The organism is Pantoea alfalfae (assembly GCF_019880205.1).
Taxonomy (GTDB): domain Bacteria; phylum Pseudomonadota; class Gammaproteobacteria; order Enterobacterales; family Enterobacteriaceae; genus Pantoea; species Pantoea alfalfae.
In genome coordinates, this window is record NZ_CP082292.1 from 291,373 (window position 1) to 311,689 (window position 20,317).

Annotated in this window: 18 protein-coding genes; 8 read left to right on the forward strand and 10 right to left on the reverse strand. The window is 55.7% G+C overall.

Annotation, left to right across the window (positions count from 1 at the left end):
* Positions 1-7 precede the first annotated feature (7 nt).
* Positions 8-1,192 carry a BaiN/RdsA family NAD(P)/FAD-dependent oxidoreductase gene (locus K6R05_RS01345; protein ID WP_222924875.1) on the forward strand — a complete coding sequence of 395 codons (1,185 nt, stop codon included), beginning with the start codon at positions 8-10 and terminating at the stop codon, positions 1,190-1,192.
* 7 nt (positions 1,193-1,199) lie between these two features.
* Here K6R05_RS01345 and K6R05_RS01350 read toward each other — a convergent pair whose 3' ends face one another.
* Positions 1,200-2,186, reverse strand: coding sequence for an aldo/keto reductase (locus K6R05_RS01350; protein WP_222924876.1), 987 nt, complete (start codon positions 2,184-2,186; stop codon positions 1,200-1,202).
* 292 nt (positions 2,187-2,478) lie between these two features.
* Between K6R05_RS01350 and K6R05_RS01355 the strand changes: the two genes are divergently transcribed.
* Positions 2,479-2,676: an anti-sigma-F factor Fin family protein gene (locus tag K6R05_RS01355; protein ID WP_161734151.1), complete on the forward strand. Its 198-nt coding sequence runs from the start codon at positions 2,479-2,481 to the stop codon at positions 2,674-2,676.
* A 1-nt stretch (position 2,677) separates the two neighbouring features.
* Complete coding sequence (locus K6R05_RS01360; protein WP_161734125.1) at positions 2,678-3,505, forward strand: hypothetical protein; 828 nt, start codon at positions 2,678-2,680, stop codon at positions 3,503-3,505.
* Between the two features lie 57 nt (positions 3,506-3,562).
* Here the strand turns inward: K6R05_RS01360 and K6R05_RS01365 are convergent, their stop codons facing one another.
* The gene (locus K6R05_RS01365; protein ID WP_161734127.1) at positions 3,563-4,582 is read right to left on the reverse strand and encodes a LacI family DNA-binding transcriptional regulator; all 1,020 of its coding nucleotides are present in this window, start codon (positions 4,580-4,582) and stop codon (positions 3,563-3,565) included.
* A gap of 227 nt (positions 4,583-4,809) precedes the next feature.
* On the opposite strand from K6R05_RS01365, the gene K6R05_RS01370 reads away from it, so the two are divergent.
* On the forward strand, positions 4,810-5,487 hold the full coding sequence (locus K6R05_RS01370; protein ID WP_222924877.1) for an SDR family oxidoreductase: 678 nt from the start codon (positions 4,810-4,812) through the stop codon (positions 5,485-5,487).
* A gap of 15 nt (positions 5,488-5,502) precedes the next feature.
* Here K6R05_RS01370 and K6R05_RS01375 read toward each other — a convergent pair whose 3' ends face one another.
* Positions 5,503-6,891, reverse strand: coding sequence for a sugar porter family MFS transporter (locus tag K6R05_RS01375; RefSeq protein ID WP_161734131.1), 1,389 nt, complete (start codon positions 6,889-6,891; stop codon positions 5,503-5,505).
* A 270-nt stretch (positions 6,892-7,161) separates the two neighbouring features.
* Between K6R05_RS01375 and K6R05_RS01380 the strand changes: the two genes are divergently transcribed.
* Positions 7,162-7,821 (forward strand): epoxyqueuosine reductase QueH, encoded by a 660-nt coding sequence (locus K6R05_RS01380; protein WP_150011223.1) that lies wholly within the window; start codon positions 7,162-7,164, stop codon positions 7,819-7,821.
* Here the strand turns inward: K6R05_RS01380 and K6R05_RS01385 are convergent, their stop codons facing one another.
* Complete coding sequence (locus tag K6R05_RS01385; RefSeq protein ID WP_013359375.1) at positions 7,822-8,322, reverse strand: helix-turn-helix domain-containing protein; 501 nt, start codon at positions 8,320-8,322, stop codon at positions 7,822-7,824.
* Positions 8,323-8,669: 347 nt separating this feature from the next.
* Between K6R05_RS01385 and K6R05_RS01390 the strand changes: the two genes are divergently transcribed.
* Positions 8,670-9,692: an alpha/beta fold hydrolase gene (locus tag K6R05_RS01390; RefSeq protein ID WP_222924878.1), complete on the forward strand. Its 1,023-nt coding sequence runs from the start codon at positions 8,670-8,672 to the stop codon at positions 9,690-9,692.
* Between the two features lie 26 nt (positions 9,693-9,718).
* On the opposite strand, the gene K6R05_RS01395 is transcribed toward K6R05_RS01390, so the two are convergent.
* The 5 genes from K6R05_RS01395 to uxuA form a co-directional block, all read right to left on the reverse strand.
* Entirely contained in the window at positions 9,719-10,687 is a 969-nt protein-coding gene (locus K6R05_RS01395) for a sensor domain-containing diguanylate cyclase (protein ID WP_222924879.1), read from the reverse strand.
* A 103-nt stretch (positions 10,688-10,790) separates the two neighbouring features.
* Entirely contained in the window at positions 10,791-11,768 is a 978-nt protein-coding gene (gene hemB, locus K6R05_RS01400; protein WP_033734324.1) for a porphobilinogen synthase, read from the reverse strand.
* Between the two features lie 127 nt (positions 11,769-11,895).
* Positions 11,896-13,401, reverse strand: coding sequence for a glycine betaine/L-proline transporter ProP (proP, locus tag K6R05_RS01405; RefSeq protein ID WP_161734137.1), 1,506 nt, complete (start codon positions 13,399-13,401; stop codon positions 11,896-11,898).
* A 427-nt stretch (positions 13,402-13,828) separates the two neighbouring features.
* The gene (locus K6R05_RS01410) at positions 13,829-15,436 is read right to left on the reverse strand and encodes an EAL domain-containing protein (protein ID WP_222924880.1); all 1,608 of its coding nucleotides are present in this window, start codon (positions 15,434-15,436) and stop codon (positions 13,829-13,831) included.
* Between the two features lie 287 nt (positions 15,437-15,723).
* On the reverse strand, positions 15,724-16,908 hold the full coding sequence (gene uxuA / locus K6R05_RS01415) for a mannonate dehydratase (protein ID WP_161734141.1): 1,185 nt from the start codon (positions 16,906-16,908) through the stop codon (positions 15,724-15,726).
* 148 nt (positions 16,909-17,056) lie between these two features.
* Between uxuA and K6R05_RS01420 the strand changes: the two genes are divergently transcribed.
* Positions 17,057-17,740, forward strand: a complete 684-nt coding sequence (locus K6R05_RS01420; protein WP_222924881.1) for a FadR/GntR family transcriptional regulator — start codon at positions 17,057-17,059, stop codon at positions 17,738-17,740.
* On the opposite strand, the gene K6R05_RS01425 is transcribed toward K6R05_RS01420, so the two are convergent.
* On the reverse strand, positions 17,729-18,784 hold the full coding sequence (locus K6R05_RS01425) for an AI-2E family transporter (protein WP_161734145.1): 1,056 nt from the start codon (positions 18,782-18,784) through the stop codon (positions 17,729-17,731). The genes K6R05_RS01420 and K6R05_RS01425 overlap by 12 nt on opposite strands.
* Positions 18,785-19,060: 276 nt before the next feature.
* Between K6R05_RS01425 and K6R05_RS01430 the strand changes: the two genes are divergently transcribed.
* Positions 19,061-20,284, forward strand: coding sequence for an MFS transporter (locus K6R05_RS01430; protein WP_222924882.1), 1,224 nt, complete (start codon positions 19,061-19,063; stop codon positions 20,282-20,284).
* The last annotated feature ends 33 nt before the right edge of the window (positions 20,285-20,317 follow it).

Genomic DNA, 20,317 nt, shown 5'->3' on the forward strand with positions numbered 1-20,317 from the left:
AACCGCAGTGGAACAGTTTGACGTTATCATCATTGGTGCCGGCGCCGCCGGGCTGTTCTGTGCCGCCCAGGCCGGACAGCGAGGTCGCCGGGTGTTACTGCTGGATAACGGCAAAAAGCCGGGACGCAAGATTCTGATGTCTGGCGGTGGCCGCTGCAACTTCACCAATCTCTATACCGAACCAGCGGCCTATCTGTCGCACAATCCTCACTTCTGTAAATCGGCGCTGGCGCGTTATACCCAGTGGGATTTTATCGATCTGGTCAATCGTCACGGGATTGCCTGGCATGAGAAAACCCTGGGTCAGCTCTTCTGTGATGACTCGGCTCAGCAGATTGTCGATCTGCTGCTGGTCGAGTGTGACAAGGGCAATGTCACCCTGCGGCTGCGCAGTGAAGTGCTCAGCGTGGCGCGCGATGAAAGCGGCTACACCCTGCAGCTCAACGGCAGTACGGTTCAGGCGGAGAAGCTGGTCATCGCCAGCGGCGGTCTGTCGATGCCAGGCCTGGGCGCTTCGCCATTCGGCTACAAAATTGCAGAGCAGTTTGGCCTGAGCGTCTTTCCGACGCGGGCGGCGCTGGTGCCCTTTACCCTGCACAAGCCGCTGCTGGAGCAGCTGCAGACGCTGTCAGGCGTCGCGCTGGAAACCACGATTGACGCGCAGGATGGCACCCGCTTCAAAGAGGCGATGCTCTTTACCCATCGCGGCCTGTCCGGTCCGGCGGTGCTGCAAATCTCCAGCTACTGGCAGCCGGGTGAATTCGTCACTATCGATCTGTCGCCCGCCACGCCGCTTGAGGCGTTTCTGACGGCGCAGCGTGAAGCACATCCGAATCTCAGCCTGAAAAACAGCCTGGCGAAAATTCTGCCGAAGCGTCTGGTGGAAGTCTTACAGGGGCTGAAGGTGGTGCCGGATATCACCCTGAAGCAGCTCAACAGCAGACAGCAAACCGAACTGGCGCAGACGCTGCACGCCTGGCGCATCCAGCCAAACGGCACAGAGGGCTATCGTACGGCCGAAGTGACGCTGGGTGGCGTGGATACGACGCAGCTCTCCTCAAAAACGATGGAGGCGCGTGCAGTGCCGGGGCTTTACTTTATTGGCGAAGTAGCCGATGTCACCGGCTGGCTGGGTGGCTATAACTTCCAGTGGGCGTGGAGTTCTGCCTGGGCCTGTGCCCAGGCGTTGTAACGCGCGTTTACCAGCGCTGATGCACGTGAGGCGCGATCTTCTCCTGATAGATCTGCTTCAGCGCCGCCATCGTCTCCTCAGAGAGCGCATCGACATCGCTGGCGCGGGCATTGGCTTCAGCCTGTTCACGGTTTTTTGCGCCAGGGATGACCACGCTGACATCCTCGTTCATCAGGATCCAGCGCAGCGCAAACAGCGCCATGGTGGTGTCGCCCGTCACAAAGCGGCGAATCTCCTCAACCGCTTCCAGCGCCACTTCATACGGCACGCCGGAGAAAGTCTCGCCCTTATCAAACGCTTCACCATTACGGTTAAAGGTGCGATGGTCGTCAGCGGCAAACACGCTGTCGGCACGCATTTTGCCGGTCAACAGGCCTGACGCCAGCGGTACGCGGGCGATAATCGCCACATCACGGCGTTTCGCCTCACGCAGCAACAGTTCTGCCGGACGCTGGCGGAAAATGTTGTAGATCAGCTGAATCGACGAGACGTTGGGAAATTCCAGTGCCTTCAGGCCTTCTTCGACTTTCTCAACGGAAACGCCGTAGTGACGGATTTTACCGGCCGCCACCATCTCATCCATCACCGCAAACACATCCGGGTTGTAATAGACCTCGGTCGGCGGGCAGTGCAGCTGCACCAAATCCAGCGTCTCAGTCTGCAGATTTTCCCGTGAACGATCGATAAAGGCGTTGAGATTTTCGGCGTTGTAGCCTTCTGCCACGTGCGGTGAAAGGCGACGCCCCAGCTTGGTGGCGACAAACGGGCGTTCTCCGCCGCGCTGATTCAGTACCTCTGCGATAATCTTTTCGGAACGGCCATCGCCATAGACATCGGCGGTATCAATAAAGGTGATGCCCGCATCCAGCGCGGCGTTCAGCGCGGCTTTGGCATCCTCTATGCTCACTTCTCCCCAGGTTCCGCCAATGGCCCATGCGCCAAAGCCAATTTCAGAGACGCGCTGACCGGTACGGCCCAGTTTTCGTAATTTCATGCAAACCTTCCTCGATGCGTTTCAGACAGGGTGACAGAAAAGGGCTAACCATTGAGCTTAGCGCTTTCCGGCGGAGAGGCGCTTTAACGTTGTCGCACACCAGACGGGTAAAAATACAATGCTGCTACGGCAGGCTGCTGGTTACGTTGAAGATTTCAGCGAAAAGCAGCTCAAGCTGGATAGATACCGCTTCGCTAATTAATTGATTTTAAGAAATTTCACCTGAAATTAAACAGGCGAGAGTGTGGATTCCATCACATACTTCAACTTTCAGGCCAACAATGGGATCGCTATGTTTAAATTTGTTAAGTCGGTCTTTGCCAGTCCCGAGAAGTTCCTGCAGATCATGACCCGTCAGGATATCAACGACTCGATCGCAGAAGGTGAGCGCATCATTATTGATGAAAACGGCAATATCGCGGTCAACACGCTGAGCGAGGAAGTCCAGGAAGATTTCGCCCGCCACGTGAATATGTTAAAGGGAGTGTGAGGTGGGTACCGCAATATTTATGGTGTTGATGGTCAGTGGTTACTGGTACACCAGCCGTGATTTGAATAGCCGCTTTAAAATCCGTCGTTCGTCGGGCTGGGATGTCTATTTCCTGGTCGCGCTTTACGGTTGTATTTTTGTGCTCCAGGGTGTCTTTGCGACCGGTATCGTCTGGTTACTGCTGCTCTGTATCTCCGGCATCGCCAACGCTGTCCAGATGATCCCCGGCGTTCATCTGAAGTGGCAGGTGGAGTTTATGAACTGGAGCTTCCTGGGCATCCAGGCTCCGGTGGTGATTATGCTCGCCTTTGCCATTCTGCTCTGTCTCTATCGTTCAAACTGGGCAGGCAGCGCAAGACTGAATGTCTCCGGTCGTAAAGACCTCTATCAGCGACTGTCACGCTCTAATGGCGTGGAGCAACTGCTGTTTCAGTGCATGGAAGAGGGCGAACTGGCGTGGATTACGCTGAAGTCGCGCCGCATCTACATCGGCATGGTTCATGCCTCGACCTTCGAATATGAAAGCACCAAAAACATCGTGCTGATCCCGATGCTGAGTGGCTATCGCGACAGTAAGACGCTGAAGCTGGCGGTAGAGCATAACTATAGCAAATGGTACGCCGAGCACGAGATTACGCTCGACTCGAAGCCCAAAGATGCGATGTCGTTCCGAAAAGTGATCATGGTGGACCAGATTGAGAGTCTGTCACTGTTTGATCCGGCCAGTGCCACGGCGCTTTCGATGGGACATCCGCAGGAAGTGGAGAAGAGTCAGGGGAATGATGACGATGACAGCCCGGATGATGAAAGCCGGGACGCGCAGGATTAAAAAGCCCGATCGGTTTCCCCTGATGATGTGACTTCATCAGGGGAAACCAATCCCCGGTCACACCATATTTTCCGCCGTAAACAGCCGAAACGCCACTTTGCCCGCCTGATACACATCCGGCTGATAGCCGGTTTCGAGATAACTCAGCATCAGATCAATCGCTAAACGGGCATGCTGCTGGGCATGCTGATCCAGGGTAAAGGCCACTTCATCGTTCAGCAGTAGCTGGCGGGTGACATCATAAAGCTCATGGGTGATGTAGGTGCATTTACCCAGCAACTGATGGGCGCGCAGGGTGTCGCTGACATCACTATTTCCCATGCCGGTGTTATAGACCCCTGCAACTGCCTGCGACGGACGCAGATGGCGGGCCAGCTCACTGCGGATGGTTTCCCGCTGATCCTGACCCGACAGCACCTCACGCAGATGACGCAGTGGCGCACGCTGCTCCATGGCTTCACGGAAGCCAGCGATACGCTGACGGTGGGCGCGATAATCAAAGCGGCCGCTGACCATCAGAATATCGCCGGGCTGGTTCAGGGTTTTACTCATCAGCAGGCCTGCGGTGCGGCCTGCCTGATACTGGTCGATGCCAACATGACACAGGCGGTCAGCGTCGGGCAGATCGGTGACGATGGTGATCACCGGCACATTGCGGCTGCGGCACAGCGCCAGTGCGCGATAGACAGGTGGCGAGTCGTGCGCAAACACAATGATGCCGTCACGGTTACTGCTGCAGGCGATAATGCTTTGCGCCAGCTGCTCAGGCTGCGCTTCGGCCACCAGCGTTTTGTGCAGCTTCAGACGGCGATAGCCAAGCTGACTGGCGATCTCGCTGAAACAGGTGGTGAGCTGCTGAAAAAAGGATGAGCCGTTATTGCTGAGGAAGACTTCGATTTGCCAGGGATGCTGATACTCCTCTGGCAGCAGACGCCGGAGTCCCGCTTCGCGCGCGGCTTTCAGGACTTTGCGGCTGGTCTCCAGCGAGACGCCGCCGCGCTCATTCAGCACCCGGTCGACCGTCGCAATCCCGACGCCCGCCATTTTTGCCACCACCTCTAAGGTGAGCTTTTTCATTCAGACTCCACGCGTAAACGGGGCTTAGCTGCTGCCTGCCAGACTGTTTATCTCTTCTAACCGGTTAAAAGTAAAAGATAAAGCGATTTAATGATGGAAAACCATCAATGGCATTGCGCCATGAGCTTTTACCCTCAGTGCGGTCGTCAGGTTAAAAAGCACAGCGGGCCGCTGTCCGGACGGAAATACCGTTAAGCTTGTAGCGAGACAATTAACGAGGAGTGAATATGGCGCAGCAAAAAGAAGTTCTGATTATTGGTGCATCACGCGGTATCGGTCTGGCGGTCGTGCAGGCGTTTGCCGGTGAGGGCTGGCAGGTCACGGCCACCCATCGCAGCGGCGTTCCGGAGCAGGGCAACAAGCCAGGTATCGACTGGCAGGCGCTCGATATGACCGACGCATCGGCGGTTCAACAGCTTGCCGGCCAGCTCAGTGGCAAATCGTTCGATGCGATTCTGATCAATGCCGGGATTTCCGGGCCTTCGCACCAGAAGGTGTCGCAGAGTAACGATCAGGAGCTGGCGCAGCTGTTCCTGACTAATGCGATAGCACCGGTTCGCAGCGCAGAGATTCTGCTGCCGCTGCTGAAGCCGGAGGGCGTACTGGCGCTGACCTCATCCCAGCTCGGCAGCCTGAATGAAAATCCGGACGCGCAGATGCCGATTTACTCGGCCAGCAAAGCTGCACTGAATATGCTGAGCCGCACGCTGACCCCCGCAGTTGAAGCACAGAACGGGACGCTGCTGACGCTGCATCCCGGCTGGGTAAAAACAGATATGGGCGGCGAGAGTGCGCCGCTGACGGCAGAAGAGAGTGCGGCCGGTATCGTTCGGCAGTTAACCCAGTGGGGCGGACGCGGGGGCCATCACTACGTCGATTACGCCGGCCAGCAGCTGCAGTGGTAAGCTGAAACGGGGCGGTTACGCCCCGATGTCCCGCAGTGCCTTACCCTTCATCAGGTTGCGTTCAATATGCTCCAGCGTCACATGTTTGGTCTCAGGTACCAGCATCATGGTCAGCACGATAAACACCAGATTGAGTGCACCGTAGAACCAGAAGGTGTTGGCGTTCCCCAACTGATCCAGCATCGTCAGGAAGGTCGCACCCACAATCATGTTGCCGACCCAGTTGGTGGTGGTGGAAGCAGTAATGCCGAAGTCACGCCCTTTCAGCGGCTGAATCTCTGAACAGAGTAGCCAGATCACCGGCCCGGCCGCCATCGCAAAACCAACGATAAACATCAGCAGCATCGCGACCGCAAAGTATTTGCGGAAATCCGTTTCGACGCCGATGTGCAGCAGCGTGCCCAGCACGCCCATGCCCACCGCCATCACCAGAAAACTGGTGGTCAGCATCGGCTTGCGACCCCAGCGATCGACAAAAAAGATGGCAATCAGCGTGGCCAGCATGTTGACCAGCCCGACAATCACCGTGCCCCACATCTGCTCACTGGTGCTGGAGAAACCGGCAATATTGAAGATTTTAGGGGCGTAATACATCACCACATTCATCCCGGTAAACTGCTGCATCACCTGTAGCAGCATCCCCAGCCACACCGCGCGGCGAAAATTGCCATTAGAGCGGAACAGCGACCAGCCGCGCTGTTTCACCTGCAGACTTTCACGGATCTCTTCCAGCTCCTCCCGCGCCTGTTCGCTGCTGTTACGCAGCCGATCCAGCACGCGCTGTGCCTCGTTAAAGCGTCCGTGCGCTGCCAGCCAGCGCGGACTGTTGGGCAAAAACAGCACGCCGATAAACAGGATTACTGCCGGAATAGCGATAACGCCGAGCATTGCGCGCCAGTTGCCACTGTAGCTGAACGCGGTGTCGGAGAGATAAGCGACCACGATGCCGGTAGTCAGCATCAGCTGATACATCGAAATCATTGAGCCACGAATACGTTCCGGCGCAATCTCCGCCAGATAGAGCGGCGCGGTGTAAGAGGCGATGCCTACCGCCAGCCCCAGCATCACACGGGCACAGACCAGCGACTCTACATCGGGTGAAAAGGCGGACCAGAGCGAACCAATGACGAACAGCGTCGCGCCCGCCAGCATACTTTTCTTACGTCCCAGCTTTGAGGACATCCAGCCCGCCGCCAGCGCACCCAGCGCCGCACCAAACATCATCGAACTCACCACCCACTCCTGCTGATGGTTGGTAATCTGCAAATCCTTCGCCAGGAACGGCAAGGCCCCTGCGATGACGCCGATATCCAGACCAAACAGCAGGCCGGACAGCGCCGCCATAAAACAGACGAACCAGGTAAAACGGTTCTGATGATTTCCTGATTTTTTAGCCGCGGCCATGCGAGTCTCCTTGCAGTGATTCAGTGTCAACATTGTTAATGTTATGTAAACATAGTCGATATCAATGTGGGTCCGATCACACTTCAGCTTATCGCTGGGGGCGCACAACATGGCTGCGAAAAGAAAGCATCAGAGATCAGCAGGTTGATGCAGAAACGGGAAACCGCAGCAGGGCACGAATACGCAAAGCAGCCTGCATCAGGTCAGATTTTGCAACTGACCGCCTGCGGCATTACACTTCCGCCTTTCTGCTATTGATTGAAGGTGCTTATGTCTGAACCTTTCCAGCGTCAGCCGCTACCCTTGCCGGGCGGTCATAAAAAAGTTTTACTGCACTCCTGCTGCGCACCCTGTTCGGGGGAAGTGATGGAAGCGATGCTGGCCTCCGGCATTGAATACACCATCTATTTCTACAACCCGAATATTCATCCGCTCAAAGAGTATGAGCTGCGCAAAGAGGAGAATATTCGTTTTGCCGAGAAATTTGGCGTGCCGTTTGTCGATGCTGACTATGACCGGGATAACTGGTTTGAGCGGGCGCGCGGGCTGGAGTGGTCACCGGAACGGGGTGAACGCTGCACCATGTGCTTCGATATGCGCTTTGAGCGCACGGCACTCTATGCCCATGAGAACGGATTCCCGGTAATGACCAGTTGTCTGGGTATTTCACGCTGGAAAGATATGAAGCAGATTAATAGCTGTGGTGTCCGTGCAGCGGCGGCGTATCCGGATCTGATGTACTGGGATTTTAACTGGCGTAAAGGTGGCGGATCGGCGCGCATGATTGAAATCAGTAAGCGCGAAAGTTTCTATCAGCAGGAATATTGCGGCTGCGTCTATTCACTGCGCGACACCAATCGTCATCGCGTCACCCAGGGACGTGAGCGTATTAAGATTGGTGTGCAATATTATCAGCCGGATGAATCCTGATTAACTGATATCGCAGAAAGCATCTGCCTGCGCATAGCCGCGCGCTGAGCGCGTAACAGGCCGGACTGTTACGCCACAGCTCTGCTTTATGCTTCCTGGCCGTACGTAGCTGCACAGCGCGCAGGGGTCGTCAACGTCGGCCATCTGCTGCTTCGCTTCTTCACTCATCAGACGTTTACGGCAGGCGCTTGGCGTGCAGCCCATAATCTGCTTAAACGAGCGGGTAAAAGATTGCTGGCTTTCAAAATGGTATTTCAGTGCCAGGCTGATGATTGGCGTGCGGCTGTTTTTTAAATCATTCACACTGGCGTTAAGTTTTTTCTTACGAATATAGCGCGCCAGTGTTTCATTATGATAACGGGCAAAGAGTTTCTGTAAATACCATTTCGAATACCCGGCTTTTTCTGCAATATCATCCACGCTTAAACGCTGGTCGAGATTATTATTAATCCACTCAGTAATTGAGACGATCACGCTTTCGTTATATCTGTTTTCTTTCATGGCTGTTCTCCCCTGTTTAATTAAGAGGAATTATGAATTATTTATCTTAATGTGCTTATTCTTTGCGTAAAGTTCTTTCAGTATTTGAATCGTTATCTCTGAAGAGATTCATATGAACAGCAGTTATTAATAAAAAGCATGAATTGTAATTGGTTTGTTGGTAATTACAGGCGAGGGATACTCGATCCTGGGCGAATAACAATAAACGCGAGCATATGATTTGGCTTTCGGCCTCGCAGCTAACGCAGCCAGCGTCGATGACATCAACGTCATAGCACGGACCATCAATAGATTTTCTGCCGCGACATGCCAGGCTTACGACTTACCTTTAACCTGGAGAACCCTGGATGAGCCCGACATACGTGTTGAAAAAACCGCTTGCCGCTTTGCTCACCTCGCTGGCTTTATTTGCGCATGCACCTGCCAGTGCCGCTGGTGTGTATGGCGAACAGTTGGAAGGATTTCATTACCCCTATCCTCTGCAGCATTTCGATTTTCAGTCCCAGCAGCAACCGCTGAGTATGGGCTATATGGATGTGAAACCGGCGCAGCGTGCCAACGGCGAAACCGTGGTGCTGATGCACGGTAAAAACTTCTGTGGCGCAACGTGGGAAGAGACCATTCGCGCGCTGACTCAGCAGGGATATCGCGTTATCGCGCCCGACCAGATTGGCTTCTGCAGCTCGACCAAGCCAGCCAGTTACCAGTACAGCTTTCAGCAGCTGGCAGATAACACCCATCAGCTGCTCGCCCGGCTGGGTGTAGAGAAGGCAGTGATTATCGGTCACTCCACGGGCGGAATGCTGGCAACGCGTTATGCGCTGATGTACCCGGAACAGACGCAGAAGCTGGTGCTGGTCAACCCGATTGGGCTGGAGGACTGGAAAGCCAAAGGCGCACCGTGGCGTTCGGTGGATCAGTGGTATCAGCGCGAACTGAAACTCAGCGCGGAGGGCATTAAGAAGTATGAGCAGCAGACCTACTATGTCGGGCGCTGGAAACCTGACTATGACAAGTGGGTCGATATGCTGGCCGGGCTCAACAGCGGGCCGGGACATCAGAAAGTGGCGTGGAACTCCGCGCTTATCTACGACATGATTTTCACGCAGCCGGTATTGTATGAATTTGGCGCTCTGAACGTGCCCACCACGCTGATGATCGGCACCTCAGACACCACAGCCATCGGCAGTGATATCGCTTCTGCAGACGTGAAAGCCCGGCTGGGGAATTATGCGGTGCTGGGGAAAGAGACCGCAGAACGTATTCCGGGCGCGCGCTTAATTGAATTTCCCGGTATGGGACACGCGCCGCAAATGGAAGAACCGGCAAAGTTTAACCAGGCGCTGCTCAACGATCTGGGCCGGCCCTGAAGGGTCAGGTGCTGCGGCACCTGATCTCAAACCGCTACGCGTTTCTGCTTCTTCCTGAGGTACATCTGCTCATCGCTGTCGTGCAGCAACTGCTCCAGCGACTGTGGATGCGCCGCGTCAAACTCCACCACGCCAGACGAGAATTGCAGACGATAACGACGATTCAGACTGACTGACTGCTGTTGCAGATAACGGTCAAACTGCGCGAGCAATGCTTCGCTCTGCTGCTGCTGCAGGCCGTTGAACAGCACCACGAACTCATCGCCGCCCAGACGGGCAAACAGATCGGAGTGCTTAAACACCACCTTCATCGCATCGGCAAAGTCCATCAGCGCGCGGTCGCCTTCACGGTGGCCCAGCGAGTCGTTAATCTGCTTAAATTTGTCGAGATCGAGAAAGGTCAGGCAGGCGGGCCGGTTTTTCATCCGGCACTCATTCAGCACCATCTGCCCCAGCGTCATAAAGCCACGGCGATTGGTAATCTGGGTCAGCTCATCACAGGTGGCGGTCTGAAAGGCGACCAGTTCCGCTTCAGCCATCGCGGCCAGGTCACGCATCGTGGCCTGATCCTCTTCATTAAACTGGCGCGGTTCACGGCCAATAATACAGAGCGTGCCCATTTTGGCACCGCCCGGCGCACGCAGGGGACAGCCGGCATAAAAGCGAATGTGCGGCTCACCGGTTACCAGCGGATTATCATAAAAACGCGCATCTTTTTGCGCATCTTCAACGATCATGATCTCATCCTGAAGAATGGCGTGGCCGCAAAATGAGATGTTGCGGGGCGATCCTTTAGGTTCATAGCCCTGAGCGGATTTAAACCACTGATGGTCAGCTTCCAGCAGGCTGACTAACGCGATAGGAACGTCATACAGGCGGCGCGCCAGGCGGGTTAAACGATCAAACCGCTCCTCCGCTGGCGTGTTCATTATGTTCAGCGCACGCAACTGCGATAAACGTTGTGCCTCGTCGGCAGGGATTTCAGGTGCTTTCATCTCAGAGACCTTTATTGTTTTAGCTGAAGCCAGGTTCTGGTGTTTGCCTTACGGCGAAGAAGAAGAGCGTGGCATAGCAACCACGCTCTTTATGAGGAGGGGATCAGAGCACTTTTTGTTCTGCGAGATCAAGGGCGAAATAGCTGAAAATCAGGTCCGCACCGGCGCGTTTAATCGCACCGAGGCTTTCCAGCACCACATTGCGCTCATCAATAGCACCGGCCTGCGCGGCAAATTTGATCATCGCGTATTCGCCACTCACCTGATACGCCGCCAGCGGCAGTTCGGTACGTTCACGAATGTCGCGCAGGATATCCAGATAGGCACCTGCCGGCTTCACCATCAATGAATCCGCGCCCTGAGCCGCATCAAGCAACGATTCACGGATCGCTTCACGACGGTTCATCGGGTTCATCTGGTAGGTTTTACGGTCGCCTTTCAGCGCCGTTCCGGCGGCTTCACGGAACGGGCCGTAAAACGATGAAGCGAATTTGGTGGAGTAGGACATGATGGCGGTCTGGGTAAAGCCCGCCGCGTCCAGTGCCCGGCGAATCGCCTCAACCTGACCATCCATCGCCGCTGACGGCGCAATGAAATCCGCACCGGCTGCGGCGGCAACCACCGCCTGTTTACCCAGATTTGCCAGGGTTGCATCGTTATCGACACCATGATCGCAGAGCACGCCACAGTGACCGTGGCTGGTGTATTCGCAGAAGCAGGTGTCAGACATCACAATCATTTCCGGCACGGTGTCTTTGCAGATGCGGGACATGCGTGCCACCAGACCGTTTTCGTTCCAGGCATCGCTGCCGGTCGCGTCGGTATGGTGCGAAATACCAAAGGTCATCACCGAGCGAATGCCCGCTTTGGCGATGCGCTCAATCTCATAGGCGAGACGTTTTTCCGGAATACGCATCACGCCAGGCATCGCCTGAATCGCTTTGTAATCGTCGACTTCTTCTTCAACAAAGATAGGCAGAGCCAGATCGTTCAGGCTCAGAGAAGACTCCTGGAACATTTCACGCATTGAAGCGCTGGCGCGCAATCGTCTTGGGCGCTGGATAAGGGAATAATCAGACATTTTCATTCTTAAGCAGGTGAAAAAAGTGGCTACAGTTTACTCTCTTTGTCTGCGAGGCATGAAGGTTTGTGTGCGGTAATAAGAGGGGAAAAGAACTCTCCCGCCGGGCGGCGGGAGAGCAGAACGATTACTCGTTGATATCCGGATGCTGCTGCACCAGGTTTTTACGTTTCGCTTCCAGGCGGGCAATCTCTTCGTCGATATCTTCGATTTTGTGCTCGATGTTATCGTGATGCTCCTGCAGGATTTCGCGCGCTTCTTCCATGTCTGAGGCGGCTGGCGTGGCACCTTTCAGTGGCTTGTTCGCCGTCTCTTTCATGAACAGACCGGTAATCAGACCAATCACCGCGACCACCATCAGATAGTAGGCTGGCATGTAGAGGTTGTTGGTGGTTTCTACCAGCCAGGCCGCCAGCGTTGGCGTCAGACCGGCAACCAGTACCGAGATGTTAAACGCACTCGCCAGCGCACTGTAGCGGATGTGCGTCGGGAACATCGCAGGCAGTGACGAGGCCATAACACCGGTAAAGGCGTTGAGGATCACCGCCATCAGCAGCAGACCACCAAAAATCAGGCCCAGCACGCCACTGTTGATCATCATGAAGGCGGGAATCGCGAAGACCAGCAGGGCGATACTGCCGATGATGATAAACGGACGGCGGCCGAAACGGTCACTCATCATGCCGATCATCGGCTGAACAAACAGCATACCAATCATGATGGCGATGATAATCATCACGCCGTGATCTTCGCTGTAATGCAGGTTGTGCGACAGGTAGCTCGGCATGTACGTCAGCAACATGTAGTAGGTGACGTTCGTGGCGATAACCAGACCGATACAGGAGAGCAGGCTGCGCCAGTGTTTGGTCGCAATCTCTTTAAATGAAACCTGCGGACCATCCTGCAGGCCTTCACGGTCGCCCTGTTCCAGTTTGTCCACATGCTGCTGGAATGCCGGGGTCTCTTCCAGCGCATGGCGCAGGTAAAGACCGATGATGCCCAGCGGCAGCGCGACGAAGAACGGCAGACGCCAGCCCCACTCAAGGAAGCGCTCTTCCCCGATAATAGAGGAAATCAGCACGACCAGGCCCGCGCCGAGCACAAAGCCCGCAATCGAACCGAAGTCGAGCCAGCTTCCCATAAAGCCGCGTTTACGGTCAGGCGAATATTCGGCCACAAAGATAGACGCACCGGTATATTCACCGCCTACCGAGAAGCCCTGTGCCATCTTGGCTAACAGCAGCAGAATCGGTGCCCAGATGCCGATGGAGGCATAGGAGGGTATCAGGCCGATACAGAACGTACTGACCGACATGATGATGATGGTGATAGAGAGAATTTTCTGACGACCATATTTGTCGCCCAGCATACCGAAGAACAGACCACCTAGCGGACGGATCAGGAAGGGGACAGAGAAGGTACCCAGCGCGGCGATCATCTGCACGCCTGGTGATGCATCCGGGAAGAAGACTTTACCCAGTGCATAGGCCACAAAGCCATAAACACCGAAGTCGAACCACTCCATCGCGTTCCCCAGAGAGGCCGCGGTGATGGCTTTACGTAAACGGGCATCATCGATGATAGTCACATCATCGATCCCAATTGGTTTTACACGCTTCCTACGCAATTTCATAGAATTACCCTGTAATGGAACACGAAAGTCCTCAACGGCGCGAGCCGCGGTGAGTCATCAGACCGCTGCGTTGAGAAATTTAAGCATAGCTTCAAATAAGCGCGGTTTACGCGCTCACTGACACAATAATTACTGTTGTGATTATTGCGAACAGCGACAGAGTATACCGTTTTTGTGTGATATCTGTCATGTTTGGGCTACATACAGGCTATTTTTACCACTGATGCGGCTGATTAGCTGCGAAAAAAAATTATCACGCTGCGTGACAACCGCCGTTTTTTTCAGCAAATTGAGGGTGATGCGCGGCGATACCGACGCCGCAGGTGGTTATTCGCTATACAGAGCCGGATGGCAGTAAGCCAGGCGGCTTAACAAAGACGCTTAGACGCCGATATTGCGCGGCGAGCCTGTTAAGTTCAGAGGCGGTTCAGAGGCTGACTGTCTGATGAGTCTCAGAGGCATGATCCGCTTTAACCGGCTGTTCGCCCTGCCTGGCGAGCCAGGCGATCAGCGCCGCGTTGTCCATCGGGCGGGCATAATAATAGCCCTGGATAAAGACTACGCCGCGCCGATGCAGATAGCTGAACTGCAATGCGTTTTCGACGCCTTCCCCCAGGACTTCCAGCTCAAGCTCATGACTGAGCTGAATGATTGCATCCAGTACCGGGGTTCTGCCCTCCAGGGATTCAATCGCGTTGATAAAGCCGCGATCGATCTTCAGATAATCCATCGTAAAGGTCTGTAAATAACTCAGCGAACAGTGACCGGTACCAAAATCATCAATCGCGACTTTCATTCCGCAACCGCGCAGCTGCTCCAGTTTGCGTGCTACCTCAACGCCGTCTTTGATCAGGCTGCGTTCGGTCAGCTCCAGGGTAATCAGGAACTGCTTCTCTTTTACCCGCCCGGCGAAGTGCAGCATATCGTCGACAAAATCCGGATGCTGCAGATGATCGGCCGCTACATTGATAGCCAGATGGAAGCCTGGCTCAACCTGCCACGCCTGCACATCCGCTGCAATTAAATCGAGCAGATGACGGGTCAGCGGCACAATCATGCCTTCCGCTTCAGCGGCACCGATAAAAATATCGGGCCGGATCCCGTTACCGTCCGGTGTTGTCCAGCGCAGCAGTGCCTCTGCGCCGCTGCAGCGCTGCTGTCGGTTGTCATAGACGGGCTGATAGTGCGCCCTGAACTGGCCGCTGGCGATGGCCCGTCGAATCTCATCGCGCCAGGAAATACGCCGTTGCAGCCAGTTCGCCATCAGCATCATCAGCAGAATAGAGAAAATTATCGCCATCGGCATGATGATCAACATCACCTGACGCCATGCCGAGATCAGCTCAGAGGGTGAGGCAATAAGGGTGACAGAGAGCGGATATCGACTGGAGCCGGCCTGATAAATCAGCGGTTCAAACCAGCCGGACAGGGCGATTTGCGGATCGCCAAACGAGATCGGCGCGCCGTCGTTAAACTCCATGCTGAAATGATAGAGATGGGTGCTGCTGATAGCGCGCATAAAATCGATGAGATACTGGCCATCAATCACTGCCCAGAATCCCTCACCATCGGGCAGATCGCGCATAAAAATCACTGCGGGACGATCCGGCACACCTGTGGTTCCTGCAATCGACAGGCTCCACCAGGCTTTTCCGGTGACCGGCGCGTCACGCATGATCATATCGCTCAGAGAACCCGGTTTTGTACCATAGGCTGAAGAGCAGGCAATTCTGTTTTCTTCCATCTTACCGACGGCGCGAAAATAGGGATTCAGCGAACCGATGCGCTGCAACTGGTTTTCAATCTGGCGGCATGACTGATGCTGAAACTGGCGCAGCTCAGTAATCATATCCCACGCGCTGTCGCTCATTCTCTCGGCCTGAGATAATAGGGTGTTTGCCGCGCTCACCTGCTGCTGCCGAACGGTATGGCGCGCATCAAGGGCGGTGAAAAAAATGCCAATAATCAGAGGCAGCACACCGGAGATAATAATCACCAGCCTGGCGTAGTCGCGTTTTCGTTTTAGTAGCGGCACCGCTAAATCCTCTGGATATTATTGGTATTATACGGAGGGGCTAATCAGTGGCGCAGCATAGCATTTCTCCGGGCGGTGCAGATTAGCGTTTTTGCCATCAACTGAACTGACTCAGGTCAATTATCGACCAGACTTTGCATTTAATGACAGGTTGTTTTGCCTTTATTGGTATTCAGCAAAAAAATCAGATGAGCAGGGACGACAGGCGCGGCAAAAGGGCGAATCACTTGCGGTAGCCCGGGGAGACCCTGGCCCGCCTGAGAGCGGGCGCAGGGTAAACGTGTTTCTCAATCAGCAAAATAGATCTGTTTCAGCGCCACTTCGACGCCGCGCAGTTCAGCCAGTCCTTTCAGCCGGCCAATGGCAGAATAGCCGGGATTGGTATGCTTATGCAGGTCATCCAGCATCTGATGGCCGTGATCGGGACGCATCGGAATCGCTCGCTGATTGCCTGCCTGGCGACGCCGCTGCTCTTCCGCCAGAATGACCCTGATGACACCGACCATATCGACGTCGCCCGCCAGGTGCGCGGCTTCATGGAAGCTGTTGGGGTTATCCTCGCGTTTTGTGGCGCGCAGGTGGACAAAGTTAATGCGGTCGGCATAGGTTTCCGCCATCTCAAGCAGCGCATTGTCGGCACGCACGCCATAGGAACCCGTACAGAAACAGAAACCGTTGTGCAGACTGTCCACGGTGTCCTTCAGCCACTGCATATCTTCCTGGGTAGAGATAATGCGCGGCAGGCCCAGAATCGGGCGCGGTGGATCGTCCGGATGTACTGCCAGTTTAATACCCACCTCTTCGGCAACCGGCACAATGGCGCGCAGGAAAGTCGCCATATGCTCGCGCAGTGTTGCTTTGTCGATGCCGTCATACTGCGCCAGCTGTGCCTGGAACTGCTCCAGCGTGTAACCCTCTTCGGCCCCAGGCAGACCGGCGATAATATTGCGCACCAGCGTGCTTTTCTCTTCAGCGCTCATGGCGGCAAAGCGCTGAGCGGCGGCCTGCTGTTCAGCCGCGCTGTAATCCTGCTCCGCACCCGGACGCTGCAGCAGATAAAGTTCGAAGGCGGCGAAAGCGTCGGCGTCGAAGCGTAGCGCTTTTGCGCCATCCGGCAGCGTCCAGGCGAGATCGGTGCGCGTCCAGTCCAGCACCGGCATAAAGTTGTAGCAGACGGTATCAATGCCGCAGGCGGCCAGATTGCGTATCGACTGCTGATAGCTGGCGATATAGCGAAGGTAGTCACCGCGCTGGGTTTTGATCGCCTCATGAACCGGAATGCTCTCCACTACCGACCAGACCAGACCTTTTTCCGCCAGCAGCGCCTGACGCGCTTTAATCTCCTCAACCGGCCACACTTCGCCGTTAGGGATATGGTGCAGCGCCGTCACAATACCGGTTGCGCCCGCCTGACGGGCATCATCCAGGGAGACCGGGTCGTTCGGACCGTACCATCGCCATGTATGTTCCATTTTTACTCCTCAACTGTGATGCGGCCCAGTGGTCAGGCCGCTGGGCCAAGAGTATGATAGAGGGCAAAACAGGGCCGTGATCCGGATCGCAGCATGACAAACTGCATCCGGCAAGTGAGCGGTTTATGCGGAATAAAAGGAGAAGGTAATGAACCTGCCAGTCATTAAAACGGAGCGCCTGTACCGTCAGATCGCCAACGCCATTATGGCCGGTATCGCGCGCGGTGATTTTGTGGCGGGCGGCCTGTTACCGCCCGAGCGCGAGCTGGCAAAACAGCTGGGTGTCAGCCGTTCGTCAGTGCGTGAAGCATTGATTGCGCTGGAGATGACCGGCTGGGTCGATATCCGTACCGGCAACGGTGTTTACGTCGCTCAGCCACTGCCACAGGCCGCAATCCCGCAGGAGAGTGAAACCTGCAGCCTGCAGGACCTTTTGCAGGCGCGTGAAGCCTTTGAAGGCATGCTGGCAGGATTTGCCGCCCGTAACGGAACCGCCGTGCAGCGTGAGGCGCTGCTGGCGCTGACCGCTGAACTGCAGCAGTACAATGAAAACGACGCGGCGTTTCTGGAGCAGGATAAACGCTTTCATCTGCTGATCGGCGAGATGAGTGGCAATGACGTGTTACGCGACCTGCTGGAGCAGCTCTGGAACCGGCGTCACAGCCCACACGTGCAGCGGCTGGAACGCCATTATGCCGATAACAGCTTTGCGCAGGCGATGAACGCTGACCATCAGCAGATCGCCGACGCGATTGTGGCAGGCGACGAAGCAGTAGCCCGCCAGGCGATGGAGAGCCATCTGCAGCACGTCCAGCAGCGGCTACTTGGTTAATCCCCGAACGCGTTTAGGTCGTCCGGTGCCCAGCATAATCGCCAGACGGCTGCCGCCCGGCGTGGTCTCCATCAGGATTTTGGTAATGCTGGTCAGCGGCACCGAGAGCAGCATGCCGACCGGTCCGAGCAGCCAGCCCCAGAAGACCAGTGACAGAAATACCACCAGCGTTGATAAACCCAGGCCGCGACCCATCAGACGCGGTTCCAGCATGTTACCAAATACCATATGAATCGCGGTAAACAGCGCTGCCACCATCGCGGCATCAAACAGGCTGTTCAGTAACAGCGCCTGCAGAAAGGGCGGAATGCCGGCAATAATCGGGCCGATATTAGGAATATAGTTGAGGATAAATGCCACGACGCCCCACAGCAGCGCGAACTTTACATCCAGCAGATAGAGACTCAGCCAGACGGCGATGCCGGTGATGAGACTCACCAGGGTTTTTAGCGCCAGATAGTGCGTTACACCTTTCAGCGCCTTATGCAGCCCGGCGATGCGAATTTTGGGATTTACCAGTGCGTTACGCATTTTGTAAGGCAGGTGATGAACCTCAAACAGCATAAAGACCACGGTAAGCACCAGCAGCACGGTATTGGTCATCGCGCCGGAAAAGCCGCTGAGCGCCACGCTCGCCAGGTTCATCATGGTATTCGGGTCAAAGCGCTGTACCAGCGCATCGGTAGAAATATTGAGATGAAAACCCGCCGCCAGATGTTGCAACACCGTCATTTTCTGCTCCATGGTGGCGCGCAGTTGCGGGTAGAGATCAGAAAACTCGCTCATCGAGCTGGCGATGATGGCACCCAGCAGCAGAATACCGCAGAAGATCACAGTAATGACCAGCCCAATCGCCAGTCCACGGCGGAAGCCACGACGCATCAGCATTGTCACCAACGGATTCAGCACAATGGCAAAGAACGCCGCCAGCAGAAGCGGGACCAGAATATCGGACGCGGCCCGAACCCCGGCAAGAATGATGACCAGCATTGCCAGTTTTATCAGAATATTTTGTCCAATCTTTTCCCGTTGCAGCTCGCTCATTGCCTCTCCCGTGACGTAATCTGGCTGTTGGAAGTGTAGCTGAAAGAAAATTAACAATCTGATTTATCAGAGAAACGGTAAAGCGCGGCGGCATAATAGCGAGGTAATCAGCGCCATCGCACTCAGCTATGACGCCAGGGCCGCGACGCCCTGCTGTTCCTGTTTTTACGCCGCGTTCTGCTGCCCGATAACCGAGCCATTGGGATGCGCCAGTGACGAAAGCGGGTATAGTTAAAGGATAAACCTTATCATTCAGCCAACTACGCGCGAGAACCTATGCCTGAACAGCCTGCAGCGGAACAGAATGCTCCATCCGGAAGCCTGAATATCTCGCTGCTGATCCTCTCTATCGTCGCCTACAACTTTGCCAGCTATCTCACTATTGGTCTGCCGCTGGCGGTCCTGCCTGGCTGGGTGCATGACCAGCTGGGCTTCAGCGCATTCTGGGCGGGCGTGGTGATCAGCCTGCAATATGTGGCAACACTGCTGAGCCGGCCACACGCCGGGCGCTATGCCGATCTCTGGGGACCAAAGAAAGTGGTGGTGACCGGTCTGGTGGGCTGTCTGATTAGCGGATTGTGTATTCTGCTGGCGGCGCTGATCGCATCACCGGTGTGGAGCCTGATACTGCTCTGCGTGGGCCGGTTGATTCTGGGTGTGGGCCAGAGCTTTACTGGCACCGGCACCTCGTTGTGGGGGGTGGCGCGGGTGGGGTCACTGCACATTGGCCGCGTGATTTCCTGGAACGGCATCGTCACCTACGGTGCGATGGCGATAGGCGCGCCGCTGGGCGTGGTGATCTTCCGGGCAGGTGGGCTGCTGTGGCTGTCACTGGTGATTGTGGCCATCTGCGTGGTCGGCATCGTCTGCGCGGTCCCGCGTCCGGCGGTAAAAGCCAGCCGCGCCAGACCGCTGCCGTTTCGGGCGGTGCTGGGGAAAATCGCTGGCTTTGGCGCAATTCTGGCGATGGGATCGGCAGGTTTCGGCGTGATTGCCACCTTTATCACGCTGTTCTATCAGGATAAAGGCTGGGAAGGGGCCGCCTTTGCGCTCTCCCTGTTCAGCGCTGCTTTCGTCGGGGCGCGCCTGCTGTTTCCGAATGCAATTAACCGCCATGGTGGCCTGCGGGTCGCCAGCGTCTGTCTGGCGGTTGAGGCTGCCGGACTCTTTCTGGTCGCTGCAGCGGGTGATCCCTGGATGGCAAAAGCGGGCGCGTTTCTGACCGGCGCCGGATTCTCACTGGTGTTCCCGGCGCTGGGTGTGGTGGCGGTAAAAGTAGTGCCGCAGCAGAATCAGGGCAGCGCCCTGGCGACCTACACCGCTTTTATGGATCTGTCGCTGGGAATAACCGGGCCACTGGCCGGGTTCATCATGAATTATGCGGATGTTTCACGCGTCTATCTGCTCACGGGATTGCTGGTCTGCGTCGCGTTTTTCTGCACGCTGCGTCTGCAGCGGCGTCACGCTTCAGCGTCAGTAACGGACGAGAGTTCAGGATAAAAAAAATGGCCCAGCAGTGGGCCATAACGTCTT

Bases quoted from the DNA above. Each gene is read 5' to 3' on its own strand.
- hemB (WP_033734324.1), bottom strand. From the start codon at position 11,768: ATGTCTGATTATTCCCTTATCCAGCGCCCAAGACGATTGCGCGCCAGC.
- proP (WP_161734137.1), bottom strand. From the start codon at position 13,401: ATGAAATTGCGTAGGAAGCGTGTAAAACCAATTGGGATCGATGATGTG.
- K6R05_RS01430 (WP_222924882.1), top strand. From the start codon at position 19,061: ATGCCTGAACAGCCTGCAGCGGAACAGAATGCTCCATCCGGAAGCCTG.
- uxuA (WP_161734141.1), bottom strand. From the start codon at position 16,908: ATGGAACATACATGGCGATGGTACGGTCCGAACGACCCGGTCTCCCTG.
- K6R05_RS01350 (WP_222924876.1), bottom strand. From the start codon at position 2,186: ATGAAATTACGAAAACTGGGCCGTACCGGTCAGCGCGTCTCTGAAATT.
- K6R05_RS01370 (WP_222924877.1), top strand. From the start codon at position 4,810: ATGGCGCAGCAAAAAGAAGTTCTGATTATTGGTGCATCACGCGGTATC.
- K6R05_RS01380 (WP_150011223.1), top strand. From the start codon at position 7,162: ATGTCTGAACCTTTCCAGCGTCAGCCGCTACCCTTGCCGGGCGGTCAT.
- K6R05_RS01385 (WP_013359375.1), bottom strand. From the start codon at position 8,322: ATGAAAGAAAACAGATATAACGAAAGCGTGATCGTCTCAATTACTGAG.
- K6R05_RS01365 (WP_161734127.1), bottom strand. From the start codon at position 4,582: ATGAAAAAGCTCACCTTAGAGGTGGTGGCAAAAATGGCGGGCGTCGGG.
- K6R05_RS01355 (WP_161734151.1), top strand. From the start codon at position 2,479: ATGTTTAAATTTGTTAAGTCGGTCTTTGCCAGTCCCGAGAAGTTCCTG.
- K6R05_RS01375 (WP_161734131.1), bottom strand. From the start codon at position 6,891: ATGGCCGCGGCTAAAAAATCAGGAAATCATCAGAACCGTTTTACCTGG.
- K6R05_RS01425 (WP_161734145.1), bottom strand. From the start codon at position 18,784: ATGAGCGAGCTGCAACGGGAAAAGATTGGACAAAATATTCTGATAAAA.
- K6R05_RS01395 (WP_222924879.1), bottom strand. From the start codon at position 10,687: ATGAAAGCACCTGAAATCCCTGCCGACGAGGCACAACGTTTATCGCAG.
- K6R05_RS01420 (WP_222924881.1), top strand. From the start codon at position 17,057: ATGAACCTGCCAGTCATTAAAACGGAGCGCCTGTACCGTCAGATCGCC.
- K6R05_RS01390 (WP_222924878.1), top strand. From the start codon at position 8,670: ATGAGCCCGACATACGTGTTGAAAAAACCGCTTGCCGCTTTGCTCACC.